Origin of the sequence: Paenarthrobacter sp. NPDC089988 (assembly GCF_044748465.1) — a bacterium.
Lineage (GTDB): Bacteria > Actinomycetota > Actinomycetes > Actinomycetales > Micrococcaceae > Arthrobacter.
On record NZ_JBIVGD010000007.1, the window covers coordinates 159,661 to 173,472 of the forward strand.

Annotated in this window: 12 protein-coding genes; 9 read left to right on the forward strand and 3 right to left on the reverse strand. The window is 61.7% G+C overall.

Annotation, left to right across the window (positions count from 1 at the left end; translation table 11 throughout):
• Positions 1 to 282 precede the first annotated feature (282 nt).
• Positions 283 to 912: a DUF1345 domain-containing protein gene (locus ACIPV6_RS10790; RefSeq protein WP_400270873.1), complete on the forward strand. Its 630-nt coding sequence runs from the start codon at positions 283 to 285 to the stop codon at positions 910 to 912.
• A gap of 481 nt (positions 913 to 1,393) precedes the next feature.
• On the opposite strand, the gene ACIPV6_RS10795 is transcribed toward ACIPV6_RS10790, so the two are convergent.
• From ACIPV6_RS10795 to ACIPV6_RS10805, 3 genes are all read right to left on the reverse strand, one after another.
• Positions 1,394 to 2,119 carry an SDR family oxidoreductase gene (locus ACIPV6_RS10795; protein ID WP_400270874.1) on the reverse strand — a complete coding sequence of 242 codons (726 nt, stop codon included), beginning with the start codon at positions 2,117 to 2,119 and terminating at the stop codon, positions 1,394 to 1,396.
• 462 nt (positions 2,120 to 2,581) lie between these two features.
• Entirely contained in the window at positions 2,582 to 3,484 is a 903-nt protein-coding gene (locus ACIPV6_RS10800) for an aldose 1-epimerase family protein (protein ID WP_400270875.1), read from the reverse strand.
• Complete coding sequence (locus ACIPV6_RS10805; RefSeq protein WP_400270876.1) at positions 3,481 to 4,332, reverse strand: class II fructose-bisphosphate aldolase; 852 nt, start codon at positions 4,330 to 4,332, stop codon at positions 3,481 to 3,483. Before ACIPV6_RS10805 ends, ACIPV6_RS10800 begins: the two co-directional genes overlap by 4 nt.
• Positions 4,333 to 4,464: 132 nt before the next feature.
• On the opposite strand from ACIPV6_RS10805, the gene ACIPV6_RS10810 reads away from it, so the two are divergent.
• From ACIPV6_RS10810 to ACIPV6_RS10845, 8 genes are all read left to right on the forward strand, one after another.
• Complete coding sequence (locus tag ACIPV6_RS10810; protein ID WP_400270877.1) at positions 4,465 to 5,835, forward strand: L-fuculokinase; 1,371 nt, start codon at positions 4,465 to 4,467, stop codon at positions 5,833 to 5,835.
• Positions 5,835 to 6,641, forward strand: coding sequence for a DeoR/GlpR family DNA-binding transcription regulator (locus tag ACIPV6_RS10815; protein ID WP_400270878.1), 807 nt, complete (start codon positions 5,835 to 5,837; stop codon positions 6,639 to 6,641). Before ACIPV6_RS10810 ends, ACIPV6_RS10815 begins: the two co-directional genes overlap by 1 nt.
• Positions 6,638 to 7,609, forward strand: coding sequence for a 1-phosphofructokinase family hexose kinase (locus ACIPV6_RS10820; protein WP_400270879.1), 972 nt, complete (start codon positions 6,638 to 6,640; stop codon positions 7,607 to 7,609). Before ACIPV6_RS10815 ends, ACIPV6_RS10820 begins: the two co-directional genes overlap by 4 nt.
• A gap of 86 nt (positions 7,610 to 7,695) precedes the next feature.
• Positions 7,696 to 8,769 (forward strand): sugar ABC transporter substrate-binding protein, encoded by a 1,074-nt coding sequence (locus ACIPV6_RS10825; protein WP_400270880.1) that lies wholly within the window; start codon positions 7,696 to 7,698, stop codon positions 8,767 to 8,769.
• A gap of 11 nt (positions 8,770 to 8,780) precedes the next feature.
• Positions 8,781 to 10,325, forward strand: a complete 1,545-nt coding sequence (locus ACIPV6_RS10830; RefSeq protein ID WP_400270881.1) for a sugar ABC transporter ATP-binding protein — start codon at positions 8,781 to 8,783, stop codon at positions 10,323 to 10,325.
• 34 nt (positions 10,326 to 10,359) lie between these two features.
• Positions 10,360 to 11,487 (forward strand): ABC transporter permease, encoded by a 1,128-nt coding sequence (locus tag ACIPV6_RS10835; RefSeq protein ID WP_400270882.1) that lies wholly within the window; start codon positions 10,360 to 10,362, stop codon positions 11,485 to 11,487.
• Entirely contained in the window at positions 11,474 to 12,034 is a 561-nt protein-coding gene (locus ACIPV6_RS10840; protein WP_400270883.1) for a gluconate 2-dehydrogenase subunit 3 family protein, read from the forward strand. Before ACIPV6_RS10835 ends, ACIPV6_RS10840 begins: the two co-directional genes overlap by 14 nt.
• A complete protein-coding gene (locus ACIPV6_RS10845) occupies positions 12,027 to 13,724 on the forward strand; it encodes a GMC family oxidoreductase (RefSeq protein WP_400270884.1) in 1,698 nt (565 codons plus the stop codon). Before ACIPV6_RS10840 ends, ACIPV6_RS10845 begins: the two co-directional genes overlap by 8 nt.
• Positions 13,725 to 13,812 lie beyond the last annotated feature (88 nt).

The window sequence follows — 13,812 nt, forward strand, 5'->3', positions numbered from 1 at the left end:
TGGGCACCGCGACTGGAGTCGCTGGGCGGGTAATGTCCTGCAGAACTGCCCGATCCAGGGCACCGACTCGGGGGCAAGGGCTCAGGATTCAGGAACAGCCCGGACACCTCGCCAGCGCACTACCAGAATCAGCGCGCAGACAACCAGCAACCATCCCCCCGCTCAACCCTGAACACAAGTCATGGTTCCGGGGGCCATTCCGTGATGCTGAGATCCTCGCTAACCCAAACAGCGGACTATCGGCCCGTCACGGTCAATCCAGTCTGGAGGGCAGCTTCTGCAATGTCACACATTGATCACAAGGCCTTGGTGTCAGCCATCAGCGGCCTCGTTGTCGTTCTCGTTCCGGCGCTGCTCGGCGCTCCCGAACTCGCGCCCTTGATCGGATGGTCTGTCGTCGGCTGCGTCTTCCTAATCTGGTCATGGACAAAGGCTTGTCCGGCTGGTCCGGAGGCTACGGGTGAACTCGCCCGCCATGAAGGCAGATCCCGGAGGCTCGTTGACACCCTCATCATCGTCGCAACTTTCGTCAGTCTCGTCGCTGTCGTCTTCGCATTAATCCGCAGCCAACAAAAGGACTTCATCGGCGTGGCCGCAGCGCTCCTGTCAGCTCTCGGCGTAGTGCTCGCCTGGGCTCTCGTCAACACTGTCTACGCCTTCAAATACGCCCGGATATACTACCACAACGACCACCACCACTTTCGCTTCAACCAGGACGAGGACCCCTCATATAGCGACTTCACCTACGCAGCGTTCTCCATCGGCATGGCATACAACGCAAGCAACGTGAACGAATCATCCACTCCCTCCCGCAGGATCGCCCTGGGGCACGCCCTGCTCTCCTACTTCTTCGCCACCTTCGTCGTCGCCGTCGCCATCAACCTCGTCGTCAGCCTCGGCCAATCCAGCTAACCCGGGCCTGTTGCCCGTGGCTGGCGAGATCGATAATCACGATGCGACTTTCTTACCTCTTCAGTTCCATGGCCACTCCTGAACAGGTTTAGGCAAGCCAGTGCTTAGAGTCGGCGGTCCAGAAATCTTAGTCGCAGGTCCCTGCACGGCTCCTGCGCCACTCGCGTTCCTCAACTAGATGTACACCCCAAGCTGTCGTCGGGGCGCCCAACCAGCTTGAATTCGCCTGTCATCGGAACTTGAGTCTTGTTCCAAGACGCCCATATACCCGCAAAACGTAACGTCGACCACCCCTACCCCAACCGGCTTCCATCAGGCCGCCCGGAGCTATTAGGCTCATGCCCTGTTCCTTGGCCTGAGCAAGCAACAGCTCGGCAAGTTCCTTCTGATCAATGATCTCCCGTCACAGGATTGATCATCACCCGCGTGGGGAAACAAGTTGCTGCCGCATGGCTGCTGAGCGTTTTTGCTCGTGGCCTTGTTATCCCCACGATTGCTCTGACATGTGACGGAAGGCCACTTCGAGGATCCTCATGTGCCGCGGCCGGGAGAGCGCGAACAAGACTACATCGGCCACGTCGTCAGGGGTCATCATGTTTTCCAGTTCGGGCATACCAGGGAGGCGTAGGCCTCGTCCCATGCCAAAGTTACTCGCGACTGCGCCCGGGCAGATATTGGTGCACCGGATATCACTACCCCTGAGTTCGTGGTCCAATGAACGCGTGAATCCGACTTGAGCGAACTTCGTGGCAACATATACGGCTTCATCCGGCAGTCCACGACGACCGGCTTCGGATGCAACGGTAATGATGTCTCCTGCGCCTTTGTCCTTCAGGTAAGGAAACGTAGCGGTCACAGTATTGAAGAGACCCGTCACGTTGACATCGGTCATTTCCTCAACGTCGCTGTCGGGGGTCTCAATGAAGTGCGCCCATGAACCGACGCCTGCGTTGGCTACGACGATGTCGATGCCTCCAAAGTGCTCCGCCGTCCTCTCGGTGGCGCTCTTCATCGCCTCCCGGTCCCGGACGTCGGCCGTCAAGGTCAAGCTGTTAGGAAGTGCAGGACCCATTCCCGACCGTGACACCATGGACACAGCAACTCCCGATCTGGATAGGGCGCCGGCCACGGCCGCACCAATCCCGCCGCTGGCTCCCGTGATGAAGGCAGTCTTGCCTGAAAGTTGCTGACTATTTGTTCCGTTCATAAGAACTTACCGCCTTAGTCCGTTCGTAATCGTTTGATACCGCTGTATGTCCGCAACAGTTGGGTCCTAAAACCCGGTGGTTGACAATTTCCGGGAGTGTGTGACGAAAGCGCATTAGACGTCAATGTGTTCCCTTCTGGTGGACTCGTTGAACGCTGCGGCATTCCGTAATTCGACTCCATCCCAGTTGCAGTACATTTTTCGTCCGTGTCCGTCAGTGCTGAGTACCCAAACCACGCTGGAATCCGGCGATTTTTCATCCACAATGGCCTGGTAGGAATAGCCGGACGAGTGGCGGACCTCCACAGTTGTTTTTGTGCGGATCTCAGTCCAGTCTTGGTTGGGACGCGGAGGCTTTTGGTCAGCTTCGTTTTGGCTTCCCAAAGTAGAGCCTGTCATCGCCGTCCCCTCACTGTTGTTGGCGCTGTTGCCCAGCAGCGATGATGACGGTTCAGCGTTCTGTCACAGCGCATGAATGCTCCATTGCGCACTGTGGGTCATTGCCGGGAGCAGAATGACGAGATCCTCCCCTGAATTGAACGCATTAGGAGGGCAGGTCATTGGTTCCACTGCCAGACCAATCCGGTGCCTTTCCGGGATGATGTGGTCCGCGGTGTGAATCTGAACCCACGGGCAAGCGTCTCCCCAGCTCATTGCAACGCCTTTACCGGATGGATCCCAGAGCGTTATCCCTCGGCGGCCGGCAGCGGTGGTTGGGATGTCGGTGAAGGCATGGTCGATTGCCGTTCCTCCCAACGGCCGGGAACGGCGGAAATCCAGCGCTGTACTATCTACTGCTTTGCGCTGTATCGGAATGAGCCTGTCGGGCGTGACGTCCAGGAAAGTTGATGCATGGAGCTCCAGATGCCAGGCGTCCAAGGGCGAGGGGCCGGCTATCAGATATGGGTGCGGACACGCCCCGTAAGGCGCAGTGTGCTCGCCGGTGTTGGTGGCAGTGATCGTGGTATGAAAACCTGCTTCGTCCACCGTGTAGTTGACTTCGAGCCGCAACTCGAAAGGATATCCTTCGGACGGACGAAGGATGTGCGACAGGCGGATGCTTGACTCGTCATGGTGATGAAGCGACCAGGGAATATGTGACACTAAGCCGTGCAGGGCGGCCGCCTTGGAAGGTTCGTTTATCGGCACTTTCCGTTCAAGCCCACCGAAGCTGTAGTGTCCGTCCGGAATGCGGTTGGGCCAGGGCGCAACGATGGCGCCCCGGTAGTCCGGCATTGGTTCGCCGGGAGCGAACGGAACGATCAGATCACGGCCGTGATGTGTGAGCATGCGAACAGCTGCCCCCTTGAGGACGATTGCAGCACTGTATCCGGAAGAAGAAATTCTGTATTCGGGCGGATTCATAGGACGACGGTCCGGCGCGCGGAAACGACGCGCAACAAACGGCTTGCGACCTTCGCCGTCTCCCGACGCGCAGGCGCAAGGTAACGGCGGGGATCCACTAGATCCGTGGCTTCCAGCGCGGAGCGTACCGCGTCCGTGAATGCGATGTTGAGGATGGTACCCAAATTAATCTTCACCATCCCTGACGACACCGCCAGGGCTAGTTCATCATCCGGCACCCCTGAAGAACCATGAAGTACGAGCGGCACAGGCACTTCTGCCTTGATTCGGGCGATAAGTTCGTGGTCCAGCCGCGCTGTCCGCGACGTCATGGCGTGGGAGCTGCCGACGGCGACCGCGAGTGAGTCGACGCCTGTCGACGCGGCGAAACCGGCTGCCTCGCAGGGATCCGTGCGCACTCCCGGGGCGTGCGCACCATCTTTTCCGCCAATTTCTCCGAGTTCTGCTTCCACGTGCCATCCCTTGACATGGGCCCAGTGGGCAGCCTTTCGTGTGGCCGCGACGTTGTCGGCGTAACCCAGCCGCGACGCGTCAACCATAACTGACGTGATTGCACTTGAGGCTGCTTGCGCAAGGATCTCTTCGTCCTCGATGTGATCCAAGTGCAGGGACACCCGCGCGGGGGAGGACTCCGCCAGCACCGCAAGCCCACTTAGCAGCGGGGCAAGCCGGCCGCCATGGAACCGGATGCAGTTCTCACTGATCTGCAGCACCGCGGGCAGGCCCGTATCTTCTGCAGCCTCAATGATGGCTTCCCCATGCTCAAGGCTGATGACGTTGAAGGCTGCAAGACCGACGCCGTTCCTGGCCGCGTCGCCAATGAGCTCCCCCGTGTGTGCCAATGCCATGTCCCCTCCAGTTGCTTTTAGTTGGACCGCAACCCCTTGAATTGCGGCTTGAAAGTGTGAGCTTGACAACATGTCCAATGAAACACAACAATATCCAATATCTTCCAATCAACCAACAGGCAGGATGCAACGGTGCTTCTCGTAGGACTCGACATCGGCACGACGGCGATCAAAGCCGTGGTCTTTGATGAGCACGGCGCTGCCCTTGCCGAAGGACGCGCTGCGACTCCCTGGTCTCGTTCGACTCGCGGGGTTCAGCTGGACGCTTCCGAGCTTTTCGAGGCCGCGGTCTCAGCCTTGTCCGATGCCCTGGCCGTGGCACCGGACGGTGCCGTTGGATCTGTTGGCATCACCAGCATGGGGGAATCGGGTGTGCTGACCGGTCCGGACGGCAAAGCTCTGGGGCCGGTCATCGCCTGGCATGACCAGCGGGACCTGGCTGAGTTGGAAAGCCTGCGGGAAGCCATGTCCGAAGACGTCTTTTCAGTCCGCACCGGTCTTCCCATGCGCGAACAGTGGTCCCTGACCAAACACCGGTGGCTCCTCACCCACGTACCGGAGACCCGGCGTGCGACCATGCGCCTCAACGTTGCGGAGTGGGCGGCCTTTGCACTTGGAGGGGCACCCGTCTCCGAGCTCTCCCTAGCCTCTCGTACCGGTTGGATGGACCTCGCTTCCCGCAACTGGTGGAACGAAACCCTGGAATGGTCAGGGGCCAGCCGGAAACTCATGCCAGAACTGGTGCTGGCGGGGACCAACCTTGGTGCCGTGAGCGCCAAGGCAGGGATAGACCGCCTCACCGGGGCGGCCATCACCGTGGCCGGCCATGACCACCAGGCAGCTGTCGCAGGAGCGGGCGCCTACCTTGCCGGCGATGTCTTGGACTCCTGCGGAACTGCCGAAGCGCTGGTGCGCATCATTGAACCAGCTCTTTCCGAACAGACCCTGCTCGAGCTGACGTCTTCCGGAATTACTGCAGGCTGGTCCGTCTTCGACGGCAAGTGGACACTGCTCGGCGGCACACAGGCCGGGCTGGTACTCCGGAACGCGTTGATAATGCTCGGTCTCGAGAGCACCGACATCGCGAGCCTTGAAGCCGGGCCATCCGGCGGCAGCCCGCTCCATGCGACGATCAACGCCAGGCAGGAACTGACCCTCCACGGTGCCACTGGCGCAACAAGCCCGGCAGACATCTGGCGGGCAGCCTTGGACGCCATAACTGGGCAGGCCGTAGACATACACTCCCTGATGACCCGTGCGGCAGGCAGGCCGTCCCGGATGGTGGTGACCGGAGGCTGGTCCCGCAGCACGGCGCTCCTGCAGAGCAAGGAGAAAGTGTTCGGTGCCCTGACGGTGTCACCGGCCCAAGAAGCCGGCGCACGCGGGGCTGCCCTTTTCGGAGGCCTCGCTGCAGGCCTTTACGGATCCATTGCAGATTTTCCCTCCAGCCCCAGCCTTTTACGGACCTCCGAGAGCGCCTTCCAGCCGGAAGGGGTTTCCTAATGCACCCACTCCCTGACCGTAATGAAGCACGTTCCGATTTCCGTGCCCCGTTCCCGGAGCAGCGGCGCGCGCTCATCCTTGAGCGCCTCCGCACAGATGGCCGTGCCGAGGCGGCCGCGATTGCAGAGGAACTTGGTGTCACAGGTGAAACCGTGCGCAAGGACCTCTTGGCACTGGACCAGCTGGGCCTGCTGCGCCGGGTCCACGGCGGAGCAGTACCGGTGGGACGGCTGACTTATGAACCAGCCGTCTCGGCGCGGACAGACTTCATTGACGAAAAAACCCGTATCGCCAAGGCAGCGCTGCGGCACCTGCCCAGCGGCGGTTCGGTGCTGCTCGACGCAGGTTCCACCACAGGCAGGCTGGCGGCGATGTTTCCACATGACAAGGAGTTGACCGTGTACACGAACACGCTCAGTATTGCCGCTAGCCTGCTGGGCAGGCCGTTGCTGACGGTTCACACGCTCGGAGGGCGGGTCCGTCCCCTGACGGAGGCCGAAGTGGATGACTGGGCATCCCGATCGCTTTCGGAGATCAACGTCGATGTTGCCTTCCTCGGAGCGAACGCCATCTCGGTCGACCGCGGGCTTACCACTCCCGACCCCGCGGAAGCGGCGGTGAAGAGGTTGATGCTGGCAAGTGCGCGGCGCCGAGTCCTGCTGGCGGATCGCAGCAAATTCGGGTGTGTGAGCAACTGCAAACACGCCGACCTTGCCGACATCGATCTCATCATCACAGACTCCAACCTTGACGGCCGTGAGCTCAAGGCCGTCAAGGCGGCAGGAGTGGAGGTGGAACTGGCATGATCGTGACGGTTTCGCCCAATCCCAGCCTTGATCGAACAATGTGCGTTGAGCACCTGCGCCACGGGCACGTTGTCCGCAGTCCCCGGAGTTACAGCGAGCCCAGCGGCAAGGGGGTCAACGTTGCTGTCGCGCTGCATGCGAACGCTGTCGACGTTGTCACTGTCCTGCCTGTCGGCGGCTTCTCCGGGGTGCAAATCACCGGGATGCTCTCGGATCTCGGCGTCCCACACGTCGCGGTGCCGATCGCGCAGGAAATCCGTAGCAATGTGAGCCTGGTGGAACCTGATGCGACTGTTACCAAGATCAACGAGGTTGGCCCCAGCTTGAGCGATGCGGAGGCCGCTGCCCTGATCCGGGATGCCTTGGAGCAGATCGGCGTTGATGATTGGTTAGTCCTTTGCGGGACGCTGCCGGACGGAGCGGTGGAGCGGCTGTACATCGATCTGGTTGAAGGGGCACACGGACGAACCGCCCACGTTGCCGTCGACACTTCAGGGGAACCCTTGCGGAGCATCCTTCCGTTTAGGCCTGACCTGGTCAAGCCCAATGCCAGTGAGCTCGCGGAACTCACCGGACGGACGTTGGAGACCTTGGGCGACGTCGTTGACGCCGCTCAAGAACTTCGACACCGGGGAGCCCGTGCCGTCCTGGCGAGCCTTGGATCAGACGGAGCAATCCTCCTCGACGATTCCGGCTGCTATTTCGGTCAGGCACGGGTGGACCGCGTCGTCAGCGCCGTAGGCGCCGGGGACGCACTGCTGGCCGGCTTCCTCGCCGGCGGCGCGAATGGACGCCATGCCCTCCGGGAAGGCTTGGCGTGGGCGGCTGCTGCCGTCCAACACGAGGGCACTCTGTACCGCGGCCGTGCGCCACATACACGAGTGGATATCAGCGACGATCTCGACCGGAACCTAGCCCTCAAGGAGCCCTGCACCGCAGCAGGTCTTTCGGCAGGAAGCAAGGTCTAGGCCCGCTCCCCCGCCCGCCACTTACCACAGCCTCGGGTCCCAAGGCCCAAGTCTGGCTACACGCAACCCATTTTCGAAGGAGAACCATGGTTACCAAGCGAACAGCGCGGCTCGCACTTATCTCGTCTCTCTCTGCTGCCACCCTTATCGGCCTCACAGCCTGCGGTGGTTCCGCACCTGCCACCACGTCTTCAGAGGACAAAGGACTGATCGGCATTTCCATGCGGTTTATCGCCGGAAACTCCTGGCTAAGTACCATGTCCGACGGCGCCGTCAAATCCGGAACCGCCAAGGGCTGGACCATGGAGGCCGTGGACGCCCAAGGCAGCGCGCAGACCCAGATCCAACAGATGAGGACCTTCATCAACAAGGGCGCCAAGGCGATCATCATCGAGCCGGTGGGCGACCGAAATGTCGCTGGCGGTATAGATGCCGCCAAGGCTGCCGGCATCCCGGTCATCGTCGTCAACGACCGTGTCTCAGAGGAACTCGCCAAAAAAGTGGCCTGCAACGTCCACGACGACGGCGAAGCGACGGCCGAGCTGGTCGGAGCTAAAGCCGCAGCCGCCGCCATTGCCAAGAAGGGCGAAAACTCGACCATCAACCTCTACATTCAGGCCCTGTTCCCACAGGAACTGGTCACCGAAAGCCGTGAGAACGGCTTCATGGCCGGCTGGAACAAATACATGGAGCAGCACCCGACGGTGCAAACTAAGCGGATCCCCAACAACTACGGCGAAGCGTTGCCCGACAAGACACTGACTGCCATGCGCAACGTACTCTCTGGAAACCCCGACGTCGACGTCGTGTTCAACCAGACCGACGTCGTGATGCCCGCGGTGATCGAGGCACTCAAGGGCGCAGGACGCATGGATCCGAACGGCAAAACCGACGTCATCCTTGCCGGTTTTGACGGCGGCATGGAAGTCATCAAGGCGATGGCCCAGGATCCGTCCTCCCCCGTGGTCGCGGATGGGCTCAACCAGCCGGCACTGCAGGCCGCCTACGCTGTGGACGAAGCCATCGCCGCGGTAACCGGCACTCCCACCGGCAAGTGCGGGGGCTCCCCGGCAACGCGGATACTGCCTCCTCTGGCCGTAACCCCAGAGAACGCCAACCAGTACATCAGGGACAACCTCGCCTTCGCCGGCGCCGAGTAAGCGGGACCATCATGACTGCACCCGCTGGGCTCGACCTGCGCCCACTGATCGCGGTATCTGGAGTGTCCAAGGCATACCCTGGAACCCAGGCCCTCGCGGGCATCGATCTGGAGGTCATGCCCGGAGAAATCCATGGCATCGCCGGACAGAACGGAGCCGGAAAGTCCACCCTGGTGAGAATCCTCTCAGGAGTGGAGAAGCCTGATACCGGCGAAGTCCTCATCGACGGTAATGCCGTCACGCTGGATACACCCCAGGCGGCCCAGCGGGCACAGATCATGACCGTGCACCAGGAACTCAGCCTGGTCCCGCACCTCTCTGTGGCGGAAAACATCTACGTCGGAGAGCTGCCTCGCACCGCCGTCGGCACCATCCACTGGTCCAAAGTCCGTACCCAGGCACGCGAACAGCTGGTGCGCCTCGGATTCGACATCGATGTCCGCGCCACTGTGTCATCGCTGCCGATCGCGCACCGCCAGGCCGTTGAAATCGCCAAGGCCCTCACCCGGGACGCCCGGGTGCTGATCCTGGACGAACCCACAGCCACTTTGCCGCGGCACGATGTGAACCAACTGTTTGACCTGCTCAACCAGCTCAAGAAGTTGGGACTGGCCATCATCTACATCTCGCACCACTTCGACGAGATGTACACGATCTGTGACAGAATCTCCGTCTTCCGCGACGGCCGCCGCGTGGCCCTCCACGACGGCGACGAGAGGCAGCACGATGCCATCTTGCAGTCAATGCTCGGCGGGGTCAGCCCTGACCGGTCAGCGAAGCTTCAGGTGGGGCCCGGAGACATGCCCAGGCTGGGCACCGGCCGGACCGAAGGCGAGGTGGCCCTGTCGGTCCGTGGCCTCCGCGATGGCCACAACCTGCACGGGGTTGACTTGGACCTTCACAAGGGAGAGGTGCTCGGCATAGCAGGACTGTCCGGTAACGGCCAAAGCCAGCTTGCCGCCGCCCTGTTCGGAGCTGACAAGTCCCGGCACGACCAGTTTCTGGTTAACGGGCGGCAGCGGCGCCGGCAGGATCCCGCCCACTCGATCGCCCTGGGTATCGGCCTTCTCCCCGAGGAACGCAAGACCCAGGGACTGATCCTGACAATGTCCATCACACGGAACATCACCATGGCCTCCCTGCCGCAGTTCTCGCCCGGGTCCTTCCTGAACAAAGCCAAAGAACACAAGGCAGCGGTAGGCATGCGTGAGGCCCTTGCCATCAAGACGGCACACGTCGGTGAAGCGGTAGGAAACCTCAGCGGCGGCAATCAGCAAAAAGTTGCTCTCGCGAAGTGGCTGGTCAGCGAGGTCAGCACGCTGATCATCGTCGAACCCACCCGTGGCGTGGATGTTGGGGCAAAACTTGAGATCTACGAGCTCATCCGCTCCTTCGCCGACCAGGGTGGCAGCATCATCCTGATTACTTCTGAAATCGATGAGGCCCTGATGTGCGACCGGGTGCTCATCCTCAGCCGGGGCCGGACTGTTGGCGCCGTGAGCCGCAGCGAAATCGAGCAGTGCGGAGAATCCGCAATCCTCGAGCGCTTCAACTGACCGTCCCGAAATCACAACAATGGAGTTCAAACCCGTGGCAACCAACACCACCCCCGCGCGGCGGACGCAAGGGCTGTTCCCTAGCCTGCCGTCCGTCCTTAGTTCGCTCCGCTCGTTCACCGCCTCGCTCGGATCCAAGGGATACCTGCTGGCCGTGGGCGCCATCGTCCTTCTCGTCGGCAGCGCCCTCTCACAGCACTTCATGACCTCACGGAACCTCATCTCGGTGCTCATCACGGCTTCTGTAGTATCCGTCCTCGCCGTCGGACAGTACCTCGTGATCGTCACCGGCGGCATCGACCTCTCGGTAGGGGCCGTCGCCGCAGTATCGTCCGTGATAGCCGGACTCGCCCTTCAGCAAGGCACGCCGTGGCCGGTCGCCCTCCTGCTCGCTCTGCTGACGGCGGGACTAATCGGGATCTTCAACGGTCTGATGATTGTCTACGGCGGTATCACCCCATTTATCGTGACGCTGGCGATGATGAGCATCGCCCGCGGCGTGGCCTACATGCTCCAGACGGGCAGGCAGGTAGCCATCGAGGACCAAGGTTTCCTCGCAGCTTTCACAGGCAACGCCGGTCCCATGCCTGCACCGGTTATGATCGCCCTGCTCGTGACCATTGTCTTCGCTGTGGTTATGGCCCAGACCCGTTTCGGGCGCAGGCTTTTCGCGCTGGGCGGCAACGCGGAAGCAGCCAGGCTCTCCGGACTCCCGATCAAACGGGACATCATTGGCGCCTACTGCCTTTCCTCCCTTCTGGCCGGCCTGGGCGGGGTGATGATCGCCGCGCAGCTCACCGAGGGCAGCGCCATCATCGGTGAGGGCTACGAGCTCAACGCAATTGCCGCGGTCGTGGTCGGCGGGGCATCCCTCTTCGGCGGTACCGGTGACCCTGTCAGCGCCGTCCTGGGAGGCCTGATCATCGCGGTAATCCTGAACATCATGGACCTGCTGGGCATCCAGGCCCAGCCCCAACTGATCGTCAAAGGGGCCGTGATCTTGCTGGCCGTCCTGTTTACCAGCGGGGTAGGCAACAAACTGCCCGGTGCCCTGCGAAAACTTCTCATCCAGCAGCGCTACACGGGCAAACCTACGCACAAGGAGACACCGGTCGGCGCTGCACCTGCAATCGATAAGGAGGAAGCGGATGCCCGCCACTAGCGAAACGACAACAGTACCTTGGCTGTTCCTCACGGAAACCGAAGCCCAAACCGTGGACGCCATAAGCGCACGGATCTTTCCCAGCAGCGACGGAAAGCCCGGTGCCCGGGAAACCCGGGTCATCACCTACATCGACAAGACCACCGCCGACGAGGACGAGGCCTTGCGCCTCTGCTACCGGGATGGAGTGGAGGCCCTGAATGCGCTCACTTCCGAGCAATACGGCCAACGGTTCGCCGAGCTGCCCGAAGAACGCCAAGACGAGGTGCTCGAACGCATAGAAGCAAGCACAGCCCCGGAAGGCCCCGAAAATGAGAGCCTCCTGGCCACCTTCTTCGCCCTCGTCTGGGAACACACTATTCAAGGCATGTTCTGCGACCCCCAGTACGGCGGTAACCACGAGGCACTGGGCTGGCAACTCGTCGGCTTCCCCGGAGCACAGTGGGGCTACGACGCCGAACAAATGCGGGCCGGCTTCGATTCCAAAACCATCCCCATCAAAACCCTTGAAGATCTACGCAGAGAGTTGAAGCGAGCAGATGACTGAAACTGCAGAGGCCATCGTCGTTGGCCTGGGAGCATCCGGCGGGATCATCGCCGAACAGCTGACCAAGGCCGGCATCCGGGTGCTGGCTCTGGACAAAGGCCCTGTGCACACCTCCGAGGAATTCACCTTCAAGCAGGACGAAGTGAAGTACTACTCCCGCGGCTCACTCGTCCCTCAGCTGGCAACCGATCCCGTCACCTGGCGGCCTGACGGTAAGTCCACCGCACGGCTGCTCCCCTGGGCCGCTGGGGTACGCGGAAACAGCGAACCACTGCACCTGCCGCCCTCCATAGGTCCCGGTGGCGGAACTCTGCACTGGGGCGGCGCCTCCTGGCGCCACCGCGACGCGGACTTCCGTATGAAGACACTGATCGAGGAACGGTTCGGACCCGATGCCTTGGATGCGGACTCCACCATGGTCGACTGGCCGATCGGCTACGACGACCTTGAACCCTACTACGACCGCGTCGAATGGGAACTCGGAGTCTCAGGACAGGCGGGCAACGTCAAGGGGGGCCCAAACCCAAAGGGCAATCCCTATGAATCCCCGCGGGAGCGGGGTTTCCCGATGCCTCCGCTGCGCACCGCGCCAGCCGATGACCGGTTTAAGGCAGCATGCCAGCGCCTCGGCTACCGCCCCTTCCAGCAGCCGGCGGCAGTGGCTTCGATAGACTACAAGTCGCTCAAGGGATGCGAATACTGCGGTTTCTGCCACGGCTTTCTCTGCCACGTCAACGCCAAGCAGTCCAGCCGCATCACGTCCGTTGAGGTTGCCCTACAGACAGGCAACCTGGAAATCCGCTCCAACTCACGGGCCTTTAGGCTGGACCGCGACCCCTCCGGGCGCCGGATCACCGGAGTTTCCTACTTCGATGCTGACGGCAACGTCCACAGGGTGCGCTCCAACCTCGTGGTGGTGGCCTGCTACGCCCTCGAGAATAGCCGCCTGCTGCTCGCCTCCGGCATCAACGCCAACGGACAGGTGGGCCGGAACTTCATGACGCACAGCTTCGGCTGGTGCAGCCTTGTCCTGCCGGAGTTCAGCAACCCCTTCATGGCACCCCTGGTCGCGGCCAGCGTCGTGGACGACCTGAATTGCGACGGCGTCCCGGACAACGACGAAGGCGTGCTGTGGGGATCCGTCCTTACCAGCATTCCCGGCGACCTTCAGCCCATTGAGGCCGCCCACAATCTTCCGCCCGGAATGCGCCGCTGGGGCCAGGACTTCAAGGACTGGTTCTCCGAGAACTACCGTCGCCTGATGGGCATCCACAACCAGGTGCCCAGCTTCCCGTCCAAGAAGTACTACTGCGACCTTGACCCGGTGGTGAAGGACAAGTTCGGACAGCCCGCGCTGCGTATCACCCACGACTGGTCCGAACATGATCTGGCCGCCCTGAAGTACTTCGAGAAGGTCAAACGTTCCATCGCCGAGGAAATGGGCGCTACCCAGTTCTGGTCCGAACCCACACCCCCGGCCTACCACCTGTCCACCCACGAGGTGGGAACGCACCGGATGGGCGAGAACCCGTCCGATTCCGTCGTCGACATATATGGCGAATCCCACGAATGCAAGGGCCTGTACGTCGTAGGCGGCGGCCAGTTCCCCACGCTGTCCGGTTACAACCCGACCCAGACCCTGCAGGCGCTGGCGTATCTCAGCGCCGATCGGATCCTCGACAAGGTCTGATCGGCCACACTCGCTTCCCGAACCACCCGAAAGAACAACCGCTGCCTGAAACCCCGGGCGGCGTCGCGATAAAAGAAAGAGAAACAAC

Excerpts from the sequence above, each read along its gene's own strand:
- ACIPV6_RS10790 (WP_400270873.1), top strand. The coding sequence starts at position 283 with ATGTCACACATTGATCACAAGGCCTTGGTGTCAGCCATCAGCGGCCTC.
- ACIPV6_RS10795 (WP_400270874.1), bottom strand. The coding sequence starts at position 2,119 with ATGAACGGAACAAATAGTCAGCAACTTTCAGGCAAGACTGCCTTCATC.
- ACIPV6_RS10800 (WP_400270875.1), bottom strand. The coding sequence starts at position 3,484 with ATGAATCCGCCCGAATACAGAATTTCTTCTTCCGGATACAGTGCTGCA.
- ACIPV6_RS10805 (WP_400270876.1), bottom strand. The coding sequence starts at position 4,332 with ATGGCATTGGCACACACGGGGGAGCTCATTGGCGACGCGGCCAGGAAC.
- ACIPV6_RS10815 (WP_400270878.1), top strand. The coding sequence starts at position 5,835 with ATGCACCCACTCCCTGACCGTAATGAAGCACGTTCCGATTTCCGTGCC.
- ACIPV6_RS10820 (WP_400270879.1), top strand. The coding sequence starts at position 6,638 with ATGATCGTGACGGTTTCGCCCAATCCCAGCCTTGATCGAACAATGTGC.
- ACIPV6_RS10825 (WP_400270880.1), top strand. The coding sequence starts at position 7,696 with ATGGTTACCAAGCGAACAGCGCGGCTCGCACTTATCTCGTCTCTCTCT.
- ACIPV6_RS10830 (WP_400270881.1), top strand. The coding sequence starts at position 8,781 with ATGACTGCACCCGCTGGGCTCGACCTGCGCCCACTGATCGCGGTATCT.
- ACIPV6_RS10840 (WP_400270883.1), top strand. The coding sequence starts at position 11,474 with ATGCCCGCCACTAGCGAAACGACAACAGTACCTTGGCTGTTCCTCACG.
- ACIPV6_RS10845 (WP_400270884.1), top strand. The coding sequence starts at position 12,027 with ATGACTGAAACTGCAGAGGCCATCGTCGTTGGCCTGGGAGCATCCGGC.